Origin of the sequence: Arthrobacter sp. 8AJ (genome assembly GCF_902506025.1) — a bacterium.
GTDB lineage: Bacteria > Actinomycetota > Actinomycetes > Actinomycetales > Micrococcaceae > Arthrobacter.
On the sequence record NZ_LR733289.1, the window covers coordinates 2,685,857 to 2,703,655 of the forward strand.

Annotated in this window: 17 protein-coding genes; 6 read left to right on the top strand and 11 right to left on the bottom strand. The window is 67.4% G+C overall.

The window, feature by feature from the left end:
* Window positions 1-3: 3 nt before the first annotated feature.
* From BACI349Y_RS12520 to BACI349Y_RS12545, 6 genes are read right to left on the bottom strand one after another with little or no spacing between them, the layout of a single operon-like run.
* Window positions 4-585, bottom strand: coding sequence for a MaoC family dehydratase (locus BACI349Y_RS12520; RefSeq protein ID WP_236560817.1), 582 nt, complete (start codon window positions 583-585; stop codon window positions 4-6).
* Window positions 582-1,361 (bottom strand): CoA transferase subunit B, encoded by a 780-nt coding sequence (locus BACI349Y_RS12525; RefSeq protein WP_442858414.1) that lies wholly within the window; start codon window positions 1,359-1,361, stop codon window positions 582-584. The genes BACI349Y_RS12520 and BACI349Y_RS12525 overlap by 4 nt, the downstream gene beginning before the upstream one ends.
* A complete protein-coding gene (locus BACI349Y_RS12530) occupies window positions 1,358-2,122 on the bottom strand; it encodes a CoA transferase subunit A (RefSeq protein ID WP_159635621.1) in 765 nt (254 codons plus the stop codon). The genes BACI349Y_RS12525 and BACI349Y_RS12530 overlap by 4 nt, the downstream gene beginning before the upstream one ends.
* Before the next feature lie 20 nt (window positions 2,123-2,142).
* Window positions 2,143-3,306 (bottom strand): acyl-CoA dehydrogenase family protein, encoded by a 1,164-nt coding sequence (locus BACI349Y_RS12535; RefSeq protein WP_159632374.1) that lies wholly within the window; start codon window positions 3,304-3,306, stop codon window positions 2,143-2,145.
* 2 nt (window positions 3,307-3,308) lie between these two features.
* A complete protein-coding gene (locus BACI349Y_RS12540; RefSeq protein WP_442858415.1) occupies window positions 3,309-5,504 on the bottom strand; it encodes an acetyl/propionyl/methylcrotonyl-CoA carboxylase subunit alpha in 2,196 nt (731 codons plus the stop codon).
* 7 nt (window positions 5,505-5,511) lie between these two features.
* On the bottom strand, window positions 5,512-7,119 hold the full coding sequence (locus tag BACI349Y_RS12545; RefSeq protein ID WP_159632375.1) for a carboxyl transferase domain-containing protein: 1,608 nt from the start codon (window positions 7,117-7,119) through the stop codon (window positions 5,512-5,514).
* 221 nt (window positions 7,120-7,340) lie between these two features.
* Between BACI349Y_RS12545 and BACI349Y_RS12550 the strand changes: the two genes are divergently transcribed.
* Window positions 7,341-7,964 (top strand): SACE_7040 family transcriptional regulator, encoded by a 624-nt coding sequence (locus BACI349Y_RS12550; protein ID WP_159635627.1) that lies wholly within the window; start codon window positions 7,341-7,343, stop codon window positions 7,962-7,964.
* Window positions 7,965-8,069: 105 nt separating this feature from the next.
* On the opposite strand, the gene BACI349Y_RS12555 is transcribed toward BACI349Y_RS12550, so the two are convergent.
* Genes BACI349Y_RS12555 through pdhA form a run of 3 tightly spaced genes read right to left on the bottom strand, consistent with a single transcriptional unit; the run spans window position 8,070 to window position 11,637 of the window.
* Window positions 8,070-9,461 (bottom strand): dihydrolipoamide acetyltransferase family protein, encoded by a 1,392-nt coding sequence (locus tag BACI349Y_RS12555; protein ID WP_159632376.1) that lies wholly within the window; start codon window positions 9,459-9,461, stop codon window positions 8,070-8,072.
* Window positions 9,458-10,468 (bottom strand): alpha-ketoacid dehydrogenase subunit beta, encoded by a 1,011-nt coding sequence (locus BACI349Y_RS12560; RefSeq protein ID WP_159632377.1) that lies wholly within the window; start codon window positions 10,466-10,468, stop codon window positions 9,458-9,460. Before BACI349Y_RS12560 ends, BACI349Y_RS12555 begins: the two co-directional genes overlap by 4 nt.
* Window positions 10,468-11,637 carry a pyruvate dehydrogenase (acetyl-transferring) E1 component subunit alpha gene (gene pdhA, locus BACI349Y_RS12565; protein ID WP_159632378.1) on the bottom strand — a complete coding sequence of 390 codons (1,170 nt, stop codon included), beginning with the start codon at window positions 11,635-11,637 and terminating at the stop codon, window positions 10,468-10,470. Before pdhA ends, BACI349Y_RS12560 begins: the two co-directional genes overlap by 1 nt.
* A 193-nt stretch (window positions 11,638-11,830) precedes the next feature.
* Between pdhA and BACI349Y_RS12570 the strand changes: the two genes are divergently transcribed.
* The 4 genes from BACI349Y_RS12570 to BACI349Y_RS12585 all read left to right on the top strand — a co-directional run bounded on the left by BACI349Y_RS12570 (window position 11,831) and on the right by BACI349Y_RS12585 (window position 14,210).
* Entirely contained in the window at window positions 11,831-12,304 is a 474-nt protein-coding gene (locus BACI349Y_RS12570; RefSeq protein WP_159632379.1) for an Lrp/AsnC family transcriptional regulator, read from the top strand.
* A gap of 142 nt (window positions 12,305-12,446) precedes the next feature.
* The gene (locus tag BACI349Y_RS12575; RefSeq protein WP_159632380.1) at window positions 12,447-12,992 is read left to right on the top strand and encodes a hypothetical protein; all 546 of its coding nucleotides are present in this window, start codon (window positions 12,447-12,449) and stop codon (window positions 12,990-12,992) included.
* Between the two features lie 146 nt (window positions 12,993-13,138).
* On the top strand, window positions 13,139-13,543 hold the full coding sequence (locus tag BACI349Y_RS12580) for a DUF4383 domain-containing protein (protein ID WP_159632381.1): 405 nt from the start codon (window positions 13,139-13,141) through the stop codon (window positions 13,541-13,543).
* A gap of 16 nt (window positions 13,544-13,559) precedes the next feature.
* On the top strand, window positions 13,560-14,210 hold the full coding sequence (locus tag BACI349Y_RS12585; protein ID WP_236560819.1) for a hypothetical protein: 651 nt from the start codon (window positions 13,560-13,562) through the stop codon (window positions 14,208-14,210).
* A gap of 172 nt (window positions 14,211-14,382) precedes the next feature.
* On the opposite strand, the gene BACI349Y_RS12590 is transcribed toward BACI349Y_RS12585, so the two are convergent.
* Both BACI349Y_RS12590 and BACI349Y_RS12595 read right to left on the bottom strand, forming a co-directional pair.
* Window positions 14,383-15,999 carry a solute symporter family protein gene (locus BACI349Y_RS12590; protein ID WP_159632382.1) on the bottom strand — a complete coding sequence of 539 codons (1,617 nt, stop codon included), beginning with the start codon at window positions 15,997-15,999 and terminating at the stop codon, window positions 14,383-14,385.
* Window positions 15,996-16,376, bottom strand: coding sequence for a DUF485 domain-containing protein (locus tag BACI349Y_RS12595; RefSeq protein WP_159632383.1), 381 nt, complete (start codon window positions 16,374-16,376; stop codon window positions 15,996-15,998). The genes BACI349Y_RS12590 and BACI349Y_RS12595 overlap by 4 nt, the downstream gene beginning before the upstream one ends.
* A 214-nt stretch (window positions 16,377-16,590) precedes the next feature.
* Here BACI349Y_RS12595 and BACI349Y_RS12600 point away from each other — a divergent pair, with 214 nt between their 5' ends.
* The gene (locus BACI349Y_RS12600; protein WP_159632384.1) at window positions 16,591-17,772 is read left to right on the top strand and encodes a sensor histidine kinase; all 1,182 of its coding nucleotides are present in this window, start codon (window positions 16,591-16,593) and stop codon (window positions 17,770-17,772) included.
* The last annotated feature ends 27 nt before the right edge of the window (window positions 17,773-17,799 follow it).

Here is a 17,799-nt window from a genome sequence, read left to right on the forward strand (position 1 = left end):
AGGCTATTCTCCGACGTTTTGGCTGCTCTGCGCGTTCTGATGTGCCTCCCGGGTCCACATCAGGCAGCTGCGGGTGGCACGTGCCACCACGGCGCCGTCCTGGTTGCGGCCGGTGTGCTCCAAGGTAACGATGCCCTGGCCCGGGCGTGAGGCCGAAAGCCTCCTGCCGGTGACGACTGTCTCCGTGTACAGCGTGTCCCCGTGGTACAGCGGGTGCGGGAAGGCAACGTCCGTCAGGCCCAGTTGGGCGATGATGGTCCCCTGGGTCAGCTGGGTGACGGACTGGCCCACCATGGTGGCCAGGGTGAACATGGAGTTCATCAGCCGCTGCCCGAAGGGCTGGCCGGCGCTCCAGGCGGCGTCCAGGTGCAGCGCCTGGGTGTTCATGGTCAGGGTGCTGAAGAGGACGTTGTCGGTTTCCGTCACCGTCCGGCCCGGACGGTGCGCATACACCAGGCCGTCCTCAAGTTCGTCGAAGTACAGGCCGCGCTGCTCGATGACCCGCCGGCCGCCGTCTTCCGTGGGTTTACGGTCCGCGGGGTTGCCGTCCGTGGGGTTGCCGTCCGCGTGGTTGCTGCCGGTCATACGGTGAGTTCCCGGTCTTCCTCGAACAGGTCCGCACCGGTGGCGGCCACTACATCCTCCACGGAGACGTTGGGGGCCAGTTCGCTCAGGACCAGCCGCGATCCGCTGCCGTCCCGGACGACGTCGATGACGGCCAGGTCCGTGATGATCCGGTCCACGCAGCCCTTCCCGGTCAGCGGGAGCGAGCATTCCTGGACGATCTTGGGGTTGCCGTTGCGGTCGACGTGTTCCATCATCACGATCACGCGCTTGGCCCCGAACACCAGGTCCATGGCCCCGCCCATGCCCTTGACCATCTTTCCCGGGATCATCCAGTTGGCCAGGTCCCCGTTGGCGGCCACCTCCATGGCGCCGAGCACGGCCACGTCAACGTGGCCGCCGCGGATCATGCCGAAGGACGTGGCCGAGTCGAAGAACGCCGCTCCCCTGTTGACCGTGACGGTCTCCTTGCCGGCGTTGATCAGGTCGGGATCGATGGCTTCCTCTGTTGGGTAGGGTCCGACGCCGAGGATTCCGTTCTCGGAGTGCAGCACCACTTCCACGCCCGCCGGGATGTAGTTGGGGATCAGGGTGGGCATCCCGATGCCCAGGTTCACGTACTGGCCGTTGCGGAGTTCCCTGGCTACGCGTGCGGCGAGTTCGTTCCGCGTCCAGCCTTTGGTTTCCGCCGATGTGGAGTCACCGGGCCCGGAATACTGCCGGGAACCGGCCCGCCGGTATTCCGGGCGTACTGCTTCGGGCCGGGGCGCTTCGGGGCTGTTGGGATCCATGGTCATGCTCCTGCCTGGTTGAGTGCCACCGTCCGCTTTTCGATCCGTTTTTCCCCGTCCTGGGCCAGGACCACCCGCTGGACGAAAATCCCGGGGGTGTGGATGTGCTCCGGGTCCAGTTCGCCGGGCTCCACGAGTTCCTCCACCTCGGCGATGGTGATGCGCCCTGCCATGGCGCACAGCGGGTTGAAGTTCATGGCCGTGGCGTGGAAAACCAGGTTGCCGTGCCGGTCGCCCTTCCACGCGTGCACCAACCCGAAGTCAGGTGTGAGTGACTCTTCCAGGACGTAATCCACTCCCCCGAAGGAGCGCACTTCCTTCGGGGCGGAAGCAACCGCGATCCCGCCGTTGGCGTCGTACTTCTGCGGCAGGCCGCCGTCGGACACCTGCGTGCCGACCCCTGCCTTGGTGTAGAACGCCGGAATCCCGGCCCCGCCGGCCCGCAGTTTTTCCGCCAGCGTGCCCTGCGGGGTGAGCACCACCTCGAGCTCGCCGGCCAGGTACTGGCGGGCGAATTCCTTGTTCTCGCCTACGTAGGAGCTGATGGTGCGGCGGATGCGGCCGTCACGGAGCAGGATGCCGAGCCCCCAGTCATCCACGCCGCAGTTGTTGCTGACGGTTTCCAGCCCCGAGGTGCCGGCCCGGTGGAGGGCGTCGATCAGGGCCACCGGAATTCCGCAGAGCCCGAACCCGCCCACGGCCAGCGACGCGCCGTCGGGGATGTCCGCAACGGCGTGGTCTGCACTGGCAACAACCTTGTCAATCATCATTGATCCTTTCGGGCCGGCTAAAGTCCCAGTTCGCGGGCGATCAGCATCAGCTGGACCTCCGTGGTGCCCTCCCCCACTTCAAGGATCTTGGAGTCGCGGTAGTGGCGTGCCACGGTGAACTCGTTGATGAAGCCATAGCCGCCGAACACCTGGGTGGCATCCCGCGCATTGTCCATGGCCGCCTCGCCTGCGACCATCTTAGCGATGGCCGCCTGGGTCTTGAACGGCTTGCCGGCCAGCATCCTTGCGGCCGCGTCGTAGTAGGCCAGGCGGGCCGTGTGCGCCCGCGCTTCCATCCGGGCGATCTTGAACGAAATGGCCTGGTACTTGCCGATTTCGTGGCCGAACGCCCGGCGCTCGCGGGCGTATTTGACGGACTGGTCGACGCAGCCCTGGGCGGCACCGGTGGCCAGTGCGGCGATGGCGATCCGGCCCTCGTCCAGGATGGACAGGAAGTTGGCGTAGCCGCGCCCCTCGGCGCCAAGCAGGTTTTCCTCCGGCACCCGGACGTCCTTCAGGGTGAGGGGGTGGGTGTCCGAGGCGTTCCAGCCCACCTTGTTGTAGGGCTTTTCGGCCTTGAAGCCGGGTGTGTCGGTGGGTACCAGGATGGTGGAAATCTCTTTTTGAATGGACCCGTCTTCGCGCTCCTTTTGCCCGGTAACCGCCGTGACGGTGACCAACCGGGTGATGTCGGTTCCGGAGTTGGTGATGAACTCCTTGTTGCCGTTGATGACCCAGTGGCCGTCCTCCCGCCGGGCGTGGGTCTTGGTGCCGCCGGCGTCGGAGCCTGCTTCGGGTTCGGTGAGCCCGAACCCGGCGAGCGCCTGGCCGGACGCCAGCATGGGCAGCCATTCCTGTTTCTGTGCGTCCGTGCCGAACCGGTACACCGGCATGGCACCGAGGGACACGCCGGCCTCCAGGGTGATGGCGACCGACTGGTCCACACGGCCCAGCTGCTCCAGCGCGAGCGCCAGGGCAAAGTAGTCCCCGCCCATGCCGCCATACTCCTCCGGGAACGGCAGCCCGAACAGGCCCATCTCCGCCATCTGCTTCACCACTTCATAGGGGAAGCTGTGCTCTTCGTCGTGCTTGGCGGAGACCGGGGCCACCACGTTGTCCGCGAAGTCGCGGACGGTGTCGCTGAGGTCCTGGTATTCCTCGGTAAGTTCAAAACCGGTCATGGTCAGGCTCCTTCGCCTTGCTGGGTGTCTGTGTCTGCGTCTGTGCCGGTGTCCGTGGAAGCGGGTTCCGCACCGGTGGGATGCGGGTGGATGGTGGCCAGGATCTGATCCGCCTTCACAAGGTCACCGGTGCGGGCGGCCAGGTGGACCGTTCCTGCCAGGGGGGCCACCAGGTGGTGCTCCATCTTCATGGCCTCCACGGACACCAGGACCTCCCCGGCCTCCACCGCATCCCCGTCGCTGACCGGGACGGCCACCACGGTTCCCGGCATCGGCGAGCGCACCTCGGGGTCGGCCGCACCTTCCTGGCGCTGCACGGCTGCCAGTACCCGTTCCAGCCGCGCTTCACGGGTCAGGAGTTCCAGCCGGCAGGACCAGCCGCCGTTGCCGAGGAAGAGCTGGAGCGGTTGCCCGTGCGGTACGGCCACCTGGTACTCCCGTGCCTCCCCGCCAAGGGTCAGGACTGCGCTGCCGTCCTCCGCCAGGCTCAGCGCCGCGGCCTGCCGGGCGCCGCCGTCAACAGCAACCACGGCAGTGTCGGCGCCGGTGGGGCTTCCGCTGACCTGCACCGTTGCCACACCGCCGTCGGGCGTTCCCAGGCTGATCCGGCGCGGCGCGGGCGCACCCAGGCGCCACCCGCTGCGGGCCTGCCACGGTCCGCCGGCCGGCGCGGGGTGGTCCTGCGCCTCCCGGGTGAGGGCGTACAGGGCGGCGGCCACCAGTTCGGGGGTGCCGACGCGCCGGAATTCCAGCGCCGGCTGCTTCCGTTCGATCAGCCCGGTGTCCAGGTGCCCGGCTCGGACATCGGAATCGTTGACCAGGAGCCGCAGGTACTCGACGTTGGTCTCAATGCCCAGCGCCGTGTAGCCGGCCAGCGCCGCGTCGAGGGATTCCAGGGCCTCAGTGCGGTCCGTGCCCCAGGCGATCACCTTCGAGATCATGGGGTCGTAATTCGCGGAGAGCTCCAGGCCCTCCACCAGGGATGAATCCACCCGGACGCGGCTGTCCGTTGCGTCCGGCAGTTCGTCCAGCTGGAGGACCGTCCCGGTGGACGGGAGGAAGTTCTTCTCCGGCACCTCGGCGTAGACCCGCGCCTCCACCGCATGGCCGGAAAGGCTGACGTCAGCCTGCCGGACGGTCAGCGGCTCACCGGCGGCGATCCGTACCTGCCATTCCACCAGGTCGATTCCGGTGACCATTTCGGTGACCGGGTGCTCCACCTGCAGCCGGGTGTTCATCTCCATGAAGAAGAACTCATCCGGCGCATTGTCCGAGACCAGGAACTCCACGGTTCCGGCCCCGGTGTAGTTCACGCTGCGGGCGGCGTTGCAGGCGGCCTCTCCGATCCGCGCACGGACGTCCGCGCCGTTGGGGAGGCTTTCCAGCAGGGGCGAAGGGGCTTCCTCGATGACTTTCTGGTGCCGCCGCTGCAGGGAGCACTCGCGTTCGCCGAGGTGGATGACGTTGCCGTGGCCGTCCGCCAGCACCTGCACCTCGATATGCCGCGGTGTGGTCACCAGTCGCTCCAGGAACAGGGTGTCGTCCCCGAAGGCGGCTGCGGCCACACGCCGTGCGGTGGCCAGGGCGGCGGGCAGGTCCGCCTGCTTTTCGACGACGTGCATGCCTTTGCCGCCCCCGCCGGCAGAGGGCTTGATCAGGAGGGGATAGCCGACGGCGGCAGCAGCGTCCACCAGTTCGCTGTCCGTCATGCCGGGCCTGGCAATGCCGGGGACCACTGGCACGCCATACCCTGCCACATGGTTCTTGGCGCGGATCTTGTCGCCCATGACGTTCAGGGCTTCCACGCCGGGACCGATGAAGGCAATGCCGGCTTTTTCGAGGGCACGGGCGAAGTCCGCATTTTCGCTCAGGAAGCCGTAACCGGGGTGGACCGCGTCAGCGCCTGACTGCCGGCACGCCGCCAGGATGGCGTCGATGCTGAGGTAGCTTTCGGTTGCCGCGGCGGGGCCAATGCGCACGGCAGTGTCAGCCTCGCGCACGTGGCGGGCGCCGGCGTCGGCATCGCTGTAGACCGCGACCGACCGGATTCCCAGGAGCCGCAGCGTGCGGATGACGCGGCACGCAATTTCACCACGGTTGGCCACCAGGACGGCGCTGAAGAGGGGCCTGGTGCCGGCTTCTCCGGCCTGGGCGCCGGTGGTGCCTTGGTGCATGGCGGTATTGGTCTGCATGGTCATTGCTGGCTCACATCCGGAAGAGGCCGAAGGAGGTCTCCGGCAAGGGGGTGCGGGAGACGACATCAAGCGCCAGGCCCAGGACGGTGCGCGTATCGGCGGGGTCGATGACACCGTCGTCCCACAGCCGGGCGGTGGAGTAGTAGGGACTGCCCTGGTCCTCGTACTGCCGGCGGATGGGCGCTTTGAAGGCTTCCTCGTCCTCTGCCGCCCACTCCTCCCCCGCCGCTTCGTACTGGTCCCGCTTCACGGTGGCCAGTACGCCGGCCGCCTGGTTGCCGCCCATGACCGAGATCCGGGCAGCGGGCCACATCCACAGGAACCGCGGCGAGTAGGCACGGCCGCACATGGAGTAGTTGCCGGCGCCGAAGGAGCCGCCGATGACCACTGTCAGCTTGGGGACGCGGGCTGTGGCAACGGCGGTCACCATCTTGGCCCCGTTTTTGGCGATGCCGCCCTGCTCGGCGTCCCGGCCCACCATGAAGCCGGAGATGTTCTGCAGGAACAGCAGCGGGATGCCGCGCTGGTCGCACAGCTCAATGAAGTGCGCGCCCTTGAGGGAGGACTCGCTGAACAGCACGCCGTTGTTTGCCACGATGCCCACGGGGTGTCCATCGATCCGGGCGAATCCCGTGACCAAGGTGGTGCCGTAGTCCTTTTTGAACTCGTGGAATTTACTGCCGTCCACCAGGCGGGCGATGACTTCGTGGACGTCGTAAGGTGCGTTGACGTCCGTGGGCACGGCGCCGTAGAGCCCTTCCGGGTCCGCTGCCGGTTCGACGGCGGGTTCCACCTGCCAGGCCGGCGCGGCGGGAGGCGGCAGCGTGGCAACGATGTCCCTGATGATCTGGAGGGCATGTTCGTCGTTTTCGGCCAGGTGGTCCGTCACTCCGGAGACCCGGGAGTGCACCTCTCCGCCGCCCAGTTCCTCGGCGGTGACGATTTCCCCGATGGCTGCCTTTACCAGCGGCGGGCCGCCCAGGAAGATGGTGCCCTGGTTCCGGACAATGACGGTCTCGTCACTCATCGCGGGGACGTAGGCTCCGCCCGCCGTGCAGGAGCCCATGACGGCGGCGAGCTGCGGGATCTTGGCCGCCGAGAGTCGCGCCTGGTTGTAGAAGATCCGGCCGAAGTGCTCCTTGTCCGGGAACACCTCGTCCTGCTTGGGCAGGAAGGCGCCTCCCGAGTCCACCAGGTAGATGCAGGGCAGCCGGTTTTCCAGCGCGATCTCCTGGGCGCGGAGGTGCTTCTTCACCGTCATGGGGTAATAGGTTCCGCCCTTGACGGTTGCGTCGTTGGAGATCACCAGGACGTGGCGGCCATGCACCAGGCCGATTCCGGCGATCACTCCTGCGCCGGGTGCGTCGTCACCGTACATCCCGTTGGCCGCAAGGGGCGCAATTTCCAGGAAGGGGCTGCCGTCATCCAGCAGTTGGTCGATCCGGTCCCGCGGCAGCAGCTTGCCCCGGGCCACGTGGCGGTCCCGCGACTTTTGGGGCCCGCCCAGCGCCGCATCCGCCAGCTTCTTCCGCAGCTCCCCGGCGAGCGAGAGCTGCTCGTCCCGGTTGGTGCGGAAGGACTCGCTTGCCGGGTCGAGCCGGGTGGCCAGGGTCTCCATCGACGTTCCGTCCTTGTGTGGGTCCGGGCGGCCGCCAGGCCAACTCGGTTAGTGACTAATAACTGAAATTCAGGTTAGTCTCGATTAACTGTGATGTCCAACACATCGCCGCGTTGCTAGACTCTGGGCTGGCTCAAGGAGGAAAAGTGTCCAGCAATACAGCGCAGCCGGCCCCTGCCGCCCAAGCCCCTGCAGTCCAAGCCACCACAGCCCAGGCCCCCATGGCCCAGGCCGCCACTCCCCCCACGCCAACAACCCAGCGCGGCAGGGCCAAGGAGAACCGGCGGCAGGCTTTGCTGTCCGCTGCTGCCTCGCTGTTCGCGGCCAACGGCTTCAACCGGGTCTCGCTGGAGGACCTGGGCGCGGCGGCAGGCGTCAGCGGACCTGCGGTGTACCGCCACTTTCCGGGCAAGCAGGCAGTCCTGGCGGACTTGCTGGTCACGGTGAGCCAGGAACTGCTTGACGGCGGCCGCCAGGTGGTGGAGCATACTGCCGACCCCCAGGCCGCGCTCCGTCAGCTGGTGGAGTTCCAGGTGGATTTCGCCCTCGGCAAGCCGGACGTGATCCGCGTGCAGGACCGGGACTTCACCAACCTGTCCGAGCAGGACCAGCTGGCCGTACGCACACTGCAGCGCAGCTACGTGGAGGTGTGGGTGGACGTCCTGGCCAAGGTCCATCCCGCGACCGACCACGCTGAGCTGCGGATGCGCGCCCACGCCACGTTCGGCCTGATCAACTCCACCCCGCACTCGGTCCGCAGCCATGGCAGGCGCATGGCAGCCGGCGTCGCCCGTCCCTTGCTGGAACGGATGGCGCTCGCCGCCCTGACCGTACCCTCGGCCTGACCCGCCCGGCACTCGGCACCACACGAGCGGCCCCTGGCAGCACAACCGGCCCCTGGCAGCACCGCTTATGCGGGCCGGGGCCGGTGATGTGCAGGCCAGGAGCCGCTACACCATGGTGAGCACCATGCCCGGCTCGGCCAGGATGGCCCCCACGTCCGCCAGGAACCGGGAGCCTTGCTCCCCGTCCACCAGGCGGTGGTCGAAGGACAGGCTCAGCGTCAGCACCTGGCGCAGCGCCACCTCGCCCCGGTATTCCCATGGCATGGTCCGGACCGCCCCCAGGCCGAGGATCGCCGCCTCCCCCGGATTGAGGATGGGGGTGCCGGCGTCGATGCCGAAGACGCCGATGTTGGTGATGGAAATGGTGCCGCCGGAGAGGTCCGCCGGCGTGGTCTTGCCCGCGCGTGCGGTTTCGGCAAGCGCGGTGAGCGCCTGGGCCAGCTGCGGGAGCGGAAGGGCCTCGGCGTCCTTGATGTTCGGAACCGTGAGTCCGCGCGGCGTGGCCGCCGCGATGCCCAGGTTCACGTAATTGAAGGTGACGATCTCCTGGTTTTCTTCGTCCCAGCGGGAGTTCAGTGCCGGGTTGCGGCGCAGGGCGATCAGGAGGGCTTTGGCGGCGAGCGTCAACGGGGTGAGCTTGATACCCGCGAACTCCCTGCTGGTCTTGAGTTTGGCCAGCAACTCAAGGCTCGGCGTGACATCCACGGTCAGGAATTCGGTGGCATGGGGCGCGGTGAAGGCGCTCTGCACCATCGCGGCAGCGGTGTGCTTGCGTACCCCCTTGATGGGGGTCCGGGTCTCCCGCTCCCCCGGCCTGGCTCCGCCTGGGGACGCGGCCCCCTGCGCCTGCAGGGCAGGTTCCGCGGCGTGGCCGGAAAACTCCTGCACGTCCTCCCGCGTGATCAGACCGCCGGGACCGGTCCCGGGAACCTGGGCGAGGTCCATGCCCAGGTCCTTGGCCAGCTTGCGGACCGGGGGCGTGGACCGGGGACGTTCGGCGGCCTTGCCCTCCACAGGTGCTGGTTGGACAGCTGCAGGCTCGACCGGGCCGGCCTCCGGGGCTTTGGTTCCCCCCGCCTCAACCACCGGGGCAAAGTTCCGCGCCCGGCGCGTCGGGCGCCCGGAACCTTCGACGACGGCGCCGTACCCCACGAGGTTCGGTTCCCTTTTCGGGGTGTCCAGCGCAGCCTCCCCGGACCCCGCGCCCGCGGCGCCGGACGGCGCCAAAGGTGCGGACCCGGCGTCGTCCGCCACCTCGAAGGAGACAATCGGCTTGCCCACCTCCACCACGGAACCGGGCTGTTCATGAAGTTCTTTGATGACCCCGGCGAAGGGCGACGGGAGCTCCACCACGGCTTTGGCGGTCTCCACCTCGGCGATGACCTGGTTCAGGCTGACGGTGTCGCCGACGTCCACTTTCCAGCTGAGGATTTCAGACTCCGTGAGTCCCTCCCCCAGGTCCGGGAGACGGAATTCCTTGATCATGGTGGCGCTCATCCTTCCAGTCCACTCAGGGAATTGGGGCGGCCAAGGGCACGGTCCACGCCGTCCAGGATGCGGTCCAGGCCCGGGAGGTGGTGCATTTCCAGCTTGGAGTAGGGGTAGGGAATGTCGAACCCCGTCACCCGGACCGGAGCGGCCTCGAGGTGGTAGAAGCACCGTTCGGTGATGCTGGCCGCCACTTCCGCTCCCAGCCCGCCGGACTGGGCAGCCTCGTGCGTGACCACCAGGCGCCCGGTCTTGCGCACCGAGGCCACCACCGGTTCGTAGTCCACGGGGGCCAGCGAGCGCAGGTCGATGACTTCAATGGAGATGCCCTCGTCCGCGGCGGCGGAGGCTGCGTCCAGGGCGGTCTTGACCAGTGGCCCGTAGGCCACCAGGGTCACGTCACTGCCGTCGGTCAGCACCCGGGCCTTGTCCATGGGGAGGGTCGAGGCGGGATCTGCGTTCTCGTCCACCTCGCCTTTGTCGTGGTAGCGGCGCTTGGGCTCGAAGTAGAGGACGGGATCGTCACAGGCGATGGCCTGCTGGATGACCGTATAGGCGTCCTGGGGGTTGGCCACGGTGACCACCCGCAGCCCCGAGGTATGGGTGAAGTAGGCTTCCGGGGATTCGGAATGGTGCTCCGGTGAGCCAATGCCGCCGCCGAACGGGACCCTGATGGTGATGGGCATTTTGACGGCCCCACGGGTGCGGTAGTGCAGCTTGGCAACCTGGCTGACGATCTGGTCGAAGGCCGGATAGATGAACCCGTCGAACTGTATTTCCACGACGGGCCGGTAGCCGCGGTAGGCCAGGCCGACGGCGGTTCCCACGATGGCGGACTCCGCCAGCGGGGTGTCCACCACGCGGTGGGTTCCGAAGTCCTTTTGCAGGCCGTCCGTCACGCGGAACACACCGCCCAGGGCGCCGATGTCCTCGCCGAGGAGAACCACCTTGGAGTCGTTTTCCAGCGACTTCCGGAGCCCGGCGTTGATGGCGCGGGCAAAGGTCAACTGGGTCATCAGCGTGCACCTTCCTCTGAAACGGCACCTGCGGGATCGCCGAAGGAGGCCAAATACCGTGCATAGTGGTCCTGCTGGCGTTCCAGCCAGGAATTGGGCGTGCTGTAGACATGCTTGAAGATGTCCATGGGCTGGGGCTCCGGCATGGTGGTGCAGCCGCGGCGCATCTGCGCGGCCACGGTGTCGGCCTTGTCCTTGACGTGCTGCTGCAGCTCCCCGGTCAGCAGTCCCTTGCGCTCCAGGAGGCCGGCCAGCCGGCTGATGGGGTCCTTGGCGGCCCAGTCCTCCAGCTCATTGGCGTCCCGGTACCGGGTGGGGTCGTCGGCGGTGGTGTGCGGCCCCATGCGGTAGCTGACGGCTTCGATAAAGGTGGGGCCGCCGCCGCGCCGTGCGCGGTCAAGGGCCAGCCTGGTGGCGGCCATGACCGCCAGGACATCGTTGCCGTCCACCCGCAGGCTGGGGATTCCGAAACCGGTGGCGCGGTCCGCGAGCTGGATGTGGGACTGCAGGCGCACGGGCTCGGAGATGGCCCAGTGGTTGTTGGTGCAGAAGAACACCACCGGGACCTGGAAGCTGGCCGCGAACACCATGGCCTCGTTCACGTCGCCCTCACTGGTGGCACCGTCGCCAAAGTAGGTGACGGCCACGGCATCGGCACCATCGTTCTGGATGCCCATGGCGTAGCCGGTGGCATGCAGGGTCTGGGCGCCAATGATGATCTGCGGGGTGGCCATGTTGATGCTGTACGGGTCCCAGCCGCCGGAGGCGTTTCCGCGCCAGACCCGCAGGAGGTCCGTCAGGTCCACGCCGCGGCAGTAGGCCACGCCGTTCTCGCGGTAGCTGGAGAACACAAAGTCGTCTGCGCGCAGTGACCGTCCGGACCCGATCTGGGCCGCCTCCTGGCCCAGGAGCGGGGGCCAGAGGGCCAGCTCCCCCTGCCGCTGCAGGGCTGTGGCCTCAACATCAATCCGCCGGATGACGGTCATGTCCTCAAAGAGGGAGCACAACTGGTCATCGGTGACGTCCCGGACCCAGAAATCGAACTCCGGGTGGCTGATCCGTTCACCGGCCGGGGTAATCAGCTGAAGGAATTCCGGCCCGGTTTCTCCCGGATTCCCTGCGCTTTGTGGGGTGTTAGCGCCGTCATGGGCCGTTTGGTCTGTAGACACGATTGCCGCAACCTTCGAACGTCGTTGACCCGTGGTTTGCGGGCTTTTGGCCCCTGCCGCCACCGGCCTTCCGGGCGTCATTGCCCCAGATACTGTGACCCTACTCACAATGCCCAGAGGGTACAACCACCGCCGCTGTTTCTGAGCAAAGTGCCCTGTCCCGCGCCCCGGCACCGTGCTAGCGTTGCGCATTATGCGAGCTTTGGATGGCACTGACACCCGCCTGCTGTCGGCGTTGGCGCAGGATCCGCGCCGTACCGTGGTGGCCCTCGCGCAGAAGCTTGGCCTGTCCCGCAATACCGTCCAGGCGCGCATGGCCCAACTGGAAAAGAAGCACGTCTTCCTGTCCTTCGAGCGGCGCCTCAACCCGGTGGCACTGGGCTATCCGCTGATGGCGTTCATCTCCGTCCACGTCCAGCAGCAGAAACTCGGGCGGCTTGCCGGGGAAATCGCCGCCATCCCCGAGGTCCTGGAGGGTTACGGGCTGACGGGGTCGGCAGACCTGCTGCTGCGCGTGGTGGCCAGGGACGCCGAGGACCTTTTCCGCATCAACGGCAAGATCCTGGCGTGCGACGGCGTGGAGCGGGCAGACACGGCACTGGCCATGGGCGAGCTGATCCCCTTCCGGGTGCAGCCCCTGCTGGACCGCGCCTCCGAAGGCAGCTAGCAGCAGCGGAACCTCCGGTGCCGCACTTCAGGCACGACGGCGGCGGCCTGGGTTATAGGCTGGTTGCAGTCATGTGCCGGGCCGGGACGGTCCGGGGCAGTCCGCCGGGCGCCAGAGCGCCTGTTCCACGAAAGGCCCACCCTTGAGCAGTCCCCAGGATCCGTACCGGCAGGGCCAGGCGGGCTTCACGCCACAGCAGTTTGGCCGGCTGCCGGAGCAGCCCGCGCCGTTCGGCCTTCCCGGGGAGCCGCCACGCCAGCGGAGCCCGCGGAAGCTGTGGATCATCCTTGGCAGCATTGGCGGGGTGCTGCTCCTGGTGATCCTCGGCATCGTGATCCTGGTGAACGTGGTGGGAAGCGCCACCAACCAGGCACGTGGCCTTGCGGATGATTTCACCAAGAAGGTGATTGCCGGCGATTCGTCCGGCGCCTACGACGAATACCTTGACCCGGACCTCAAGAAGCAGCTTTCCAAGGAGGCCTTCATCTCCGGCGTTAAGAGCCTGGAAATGGACAGTTCCTGCCAGCCGGCCTACAACAACCTCAAGGTTGCCACTGATAACGGCGTGAAGTCCGCCGAGGTGGTGGGCCAGATCAGCTGCACCGGAAAGAAGGTTGACTTGGCCTACCGCTTCCAGGGCACCGACAAGCTGCTGATGACCAACATCAAGCTGCGCCCCGCGGCCTAGCCGGGACCAGCCGGACGGAAAATGCAAAGGGTACTGACCTTTTCACCCATCCGACCCCGGCAATGATCCGAATCGCTTCCGAGGGCCCCGTCCGGGGGCCCCGTCCGGCGGGACAATCCACCCGCCCTGAAGGAAGGATTCGGACCATGCGCAACTCACCCAACCGCCTCGTCGCCACCATTTTCGGAGCTGTCTACCTGCTGGTGGGCCTCCTGGGCTTCGCCGTAACGTCAGGCGTCGGCTTTGTCGCCACGGAAGGCGCCAACCTGATCATCTTCGAGGTCAACCCGCTGCACAACGTCATCCACCTGGCCATCGGCGCCGCGCTGCTCTTCGCCGGCCTCCGCGGGACTGACAGCGCACGCACCGTGAACTCCTCCGTCGGCGCCGTCTACCTCCTGGTGGGCATCGTGGGGCTGTTCCTGCTGAACTCGCCGCTGAACATTATCGCCCTGAACGGTGCCGACAACGTCCTCCACCTCGCCAGCGCCGTGCTCCTCCTCGGCGTGGGCCTGTCCCTGGACAAGTCCCCGGCCGCTGCCCGCGCCTAGCATGCCAAGGTCCGGCATGGTTTCGCTCCGGCCCACGGCACCGCCCGCCCACCCGGTGACGGTGCAGTCCACGGCGCCCCAGGCGGACTCTTCGGTTCGCCTGGTCACCGGGTTCGCCGGCTTCGGTGCGGGCTCGGTCAACCTGGCCATCTCCTCCAGCTTCCTCGCAGCGGACTCCCCTGGACCGGCAGGGCTTCTTGCGGGTGTGGCGGCCGGCCTGTGGGGAGCCGCACTCCTGGCCGGAGCCGTGGCCTTCCTGGCCAAGGACCGGCTGGCCGGCAACCGGTGGGCGCGGTACGCCCTGGCAGGCGCGGCTGCGGCCCACCTGGCCGCCATCGCGTTCCCCACGTCCACCACCTCCGGGCTCAGCCTGACGCAGCTTTCGGCGCTCCTGCTGACGCTGATGATCATCGCCTCGCTCGGGTGGCTCCAGCGGCACCGTGGCCAGCAGGACAGTGCACAGCAAGACAGTGCACAGCAAGACAGCGCGCGGCAGCCGGCAGGGGCCGGCATGCGCCCGGGGAGGCTGTTGCTGGCAGCGTTCGCCGGCGCGGTGCTGGTGGCCGGAATTACGACGCCGGGCCTCGCCGCCTCGACGGCCGGCCAGTACGCCGTGCCGCATGGTGAACACGGGAACCTGGCACCGGGCGGCCACCACCAGCGCTGACCGCCCGCAGGAAAACCCACCGGGTCCGTCCCCAACGAAAGAGCCTCCGTGCCGCAGTCCGCGGCAGGAGGCTCTTCACGTTGCGCCGGAACACGTTCGGCGCTGGTGGGTGTGGTCCCTGTTTCAGGCCCTCCCCGTTCCGGCGTGTCCCGGTTCGTGGAGTGTCCCGGCTTTAGTGGTCCACCGCCTTTTCGGCACCGATGCCGGTCAGCGAGCGGACTTCCATCTCGGCCTGCTTCGTCACGTCCTCCCGCCTCTTGTCCAGGGTGGTGCCCAGCCAGCCCAGGAAGAAGGCCAGCGGGATCGAGACGATGCCCGGGTTGCTGAGCGGGAAGAGGGCGAAGTTTGCCCCGGGGATCATGGAGGTCTTCAGTCCCGAGACCACCGGGGAGAAGATGATGAGCAGAATCGCCGAAGCCAGGCCGCCGTACATGCTCCACAGCGCGCCCTGCGTAGTGAACTTCCGCCAGAACAGGGAGTAGATGATGGTGGGCAGGTTCGCCGATGCGGCGACGGCGAAGGCCAGTGCCACCAGGAAGGCCACGTTCTGGCCGTTGGCGAAGATGCCGCCCAGGATGGCCAGGATGCCGATGACCACCACGGTTCGCCGGGCAACCCGGACTTCTGTGGCGGCGTCGGCCTTGCCCTTGGCGATGACATTGGCGTAGATGTCATGCGCGAACGATGCTGCGGCCGTAATGGTCAGGCCGGCCACCACCGCCAGGATGGTGGCAAACGCCACCGCGGAGATGAAGCCGAGCAGCAGCGGGCCGCCCAGGTGGAATGCCAGCAGCGGAGCTGCCGAGTTGACCCCGCCGGGGGCGCCCTTGATCGTGTCAGCTCCGACCAGCGCTGCGGCGCCGTAGCCCAGCACCAGGGTGAACAGGTAGAAGATACCGATCAGCCAGATGGACCAGACGACCGATTTGCGGGCTTCCTTGGCGGTCGGGACCGTGTAGAAGCGCATCAGCACGTGTGGCAGGGCGGCGGTGCCCAGCACCAGCGCCAGGCCGAGGGACATGAAGTCCAGCTTGGAGGTGTCCGACTTGCCGTACTGCAGGCCCGGGTTGAGGACGGCCGGGTTCTTGGCCGTCTCCACGGCGCCGCCCAGCAGGGCCGAGAGGTTGAAGCCGTAGATGGCCAGGACCCAGAGGGTCATTACGGCGGCGCCGGCGATCAGCAGCATGGCCTTGATGATCTGGACCCAGGTGGTGCCCTTCATGCCGCCGATCAGGACGTACATGATCATGAGGGCGCCGACGACGATGATCACCAAAGCCTGTCCGCCCCAGTCGCTGATGCCCAGCAGGAGGGAGATCAGGCTTCCCGCGCCGGCCATCTGGGCCAGCAGGTAGAAGAAGCAGACCGCGAGGGTGGAGATGGCGGCGGCGATCCGGACCGGCCGCTGCTTCAGACGGAAGGACAGCACGTCCGCCATGGTGAACTTGCCGGTGTTGCGCAGCAGTTCAGCCACCAGCAGCAGCGCCACGAGCCACGCCACCAGGAAGCCGATGGAGTACATGAATCCGTCGTAGCCGTTGATGGCGATGGCCCCGGTAATTCCCAGGAAGGAGGCGGCGGACAGGTAGTCGCCGGCGATGGCGGTGCCGTTCTGCGAGCCCGTGAAGGAGCGTCCGGCGGCGTAGTAATCGGCGGCGGTCTTGTTGTTGCGGCTGGCGCGGAACACGATCACCATGGTCACGGCCACGAACAGGCCGAAGATGCCCATGTTCAGAAGGGTGGTGTCCTTGAGGGCGGCGACATCCACCGCGGCGGGAATTGCGATCATTTGTTGGCTCCGCCCACTCGGTTTCCGTTCTTATCGAATTCGTGCCCCTCGATTTCGTGCCTGATCTCCGTGGCGATGGGGTCCAGCCGCTTGTTGGAGTAGTGCACGTACCAGCCGGTGATGGCGAAGGTCGAGACGAACTGGAGCAGGCCCAGGATCAGGCCGATGTTGATGTTGCCCCAGACTTTGGTGGACATGAATCCCACCGCGTAGTCGGCGAGCAGCACATAGGCGAAGTACCACAGCAGGAAGGCCACTGCCATGGGGAAGACAAAGCTGCGGTGACGCTTGCGCAATTCCTGGAACTGCCCGGTCGACTGGACTTGTTCAAAGTCCACGGACGCCGCTGCGTCCGGAGTATGGGCATCATTACCCATCGTTCCTCCTCATTGAGTTGCCGGAACACACCGGGCGGAGGGCCCCGGACTGCTGGACAGGGGGCCTGGCCGGCAGCACCACGCAGGGGCACCGCAGATGTGACACCAATCACTCTGCCGCCCGCGCGCCGCTGTGTTCCAGCACTTCACCGCCCACTGTCGCTCAACGGTTGCGATGCTGCGGCAAGCGGCACCCGCCGCTACGCTGGGCACCATGCCGGACTCCCCCCTCCTCACCGCCGCGGCCGTTGCGGTGATCGCCATGGCCATTGCCGTCGTCGTCGGCGTGGGCCTGAAGGTGCTCCGTTCCTTCCGTGAGCTGGGCACTGACGCAGAACGCGCCACGTACCACACGCTCCACGCTGCCTCCCAGGCCGGGCAGCACCTGCGCCGCGGGCTGAACCCGGCGGGCGCCGCGAAAGCCAGCCGCCAGCTGCGGGCCCTGCTGGCCTGCGATGCCCTGGCCATCACGGATACCAACGGTGTCCTGGCCTGGGACGGCGGTGCCGAGGACATCAGGCCACGCCTGATGGAACTCGCAGCGGATGTCCTGGCGTCCGGCCGGACAGCAGTTCTCTCCGCCGGTGCAGACGGAACCGGCGGCCACCTTGCCGGGGTCATCGCCCCGGTGCGCGCGGGCACCCGGGTGGTGGGCGCGGTGGCAGCTTTCGCCCCTTCCGCGGGGGCAGGCCTGGTCAGGGCAACGGGGGAAGTGGCCGACTGGGTCGCGGTCCAGGTGGAACTTGCCGAGCTGGACGCCTCCCGCACGCTGCTGATGGAAGCGGAAGTCCGGGCGCTGCGCGCCCAGATCAGCCCGCATTTCATCTACAACTCGCTCAACGCCATCGCATCCTTCATCAACACCGATCCGGAGCGGGCCAGGGAGCTGGTGGTCGAGTTCGCGGACTTCACCCGCTACTCATTCCGGCGGCACGGGGACTTCACCACCCTTGCCGAGGAGCTCCGCTGCATTGACCGCTACCTGCTCCTGGAGCGTGCCCGGTTCGGCGAGCGCGTCCAGGTCAGCCTGCGGATCGCCCCGGAGGTGCTGGGCACCGTCATCCCCTTCCTCAGCCTGCAGCCGCTGGTGGAGAATGCCGTCCGGCACGGTCTCGAGGCCAAGGCGGGCCCCGGGCACATCAGCATCACGGCGGAGGACGCCGGGGCCTTCGCCGAGGTCACCATCGAGGACGACGGCGTAGGGATGGATCCGGAGCATCTCAGGTCCGTGCTGGCGGGCCATACCGACGGGGACCATGTGGGGCTGCGGAATGTGGATGCGCGCCTCCGCCAGGTGTACGGCAACGATCACGGCCTGGTGGTGGAAACGGCGCCGGGCGAGGGAACGCTGATCACCATGCGGGTGCCGAAGTCCCAGCCCGGGCATGATGCGTGAGGAGCGCCGTTCCGCTGGAAGTACCCT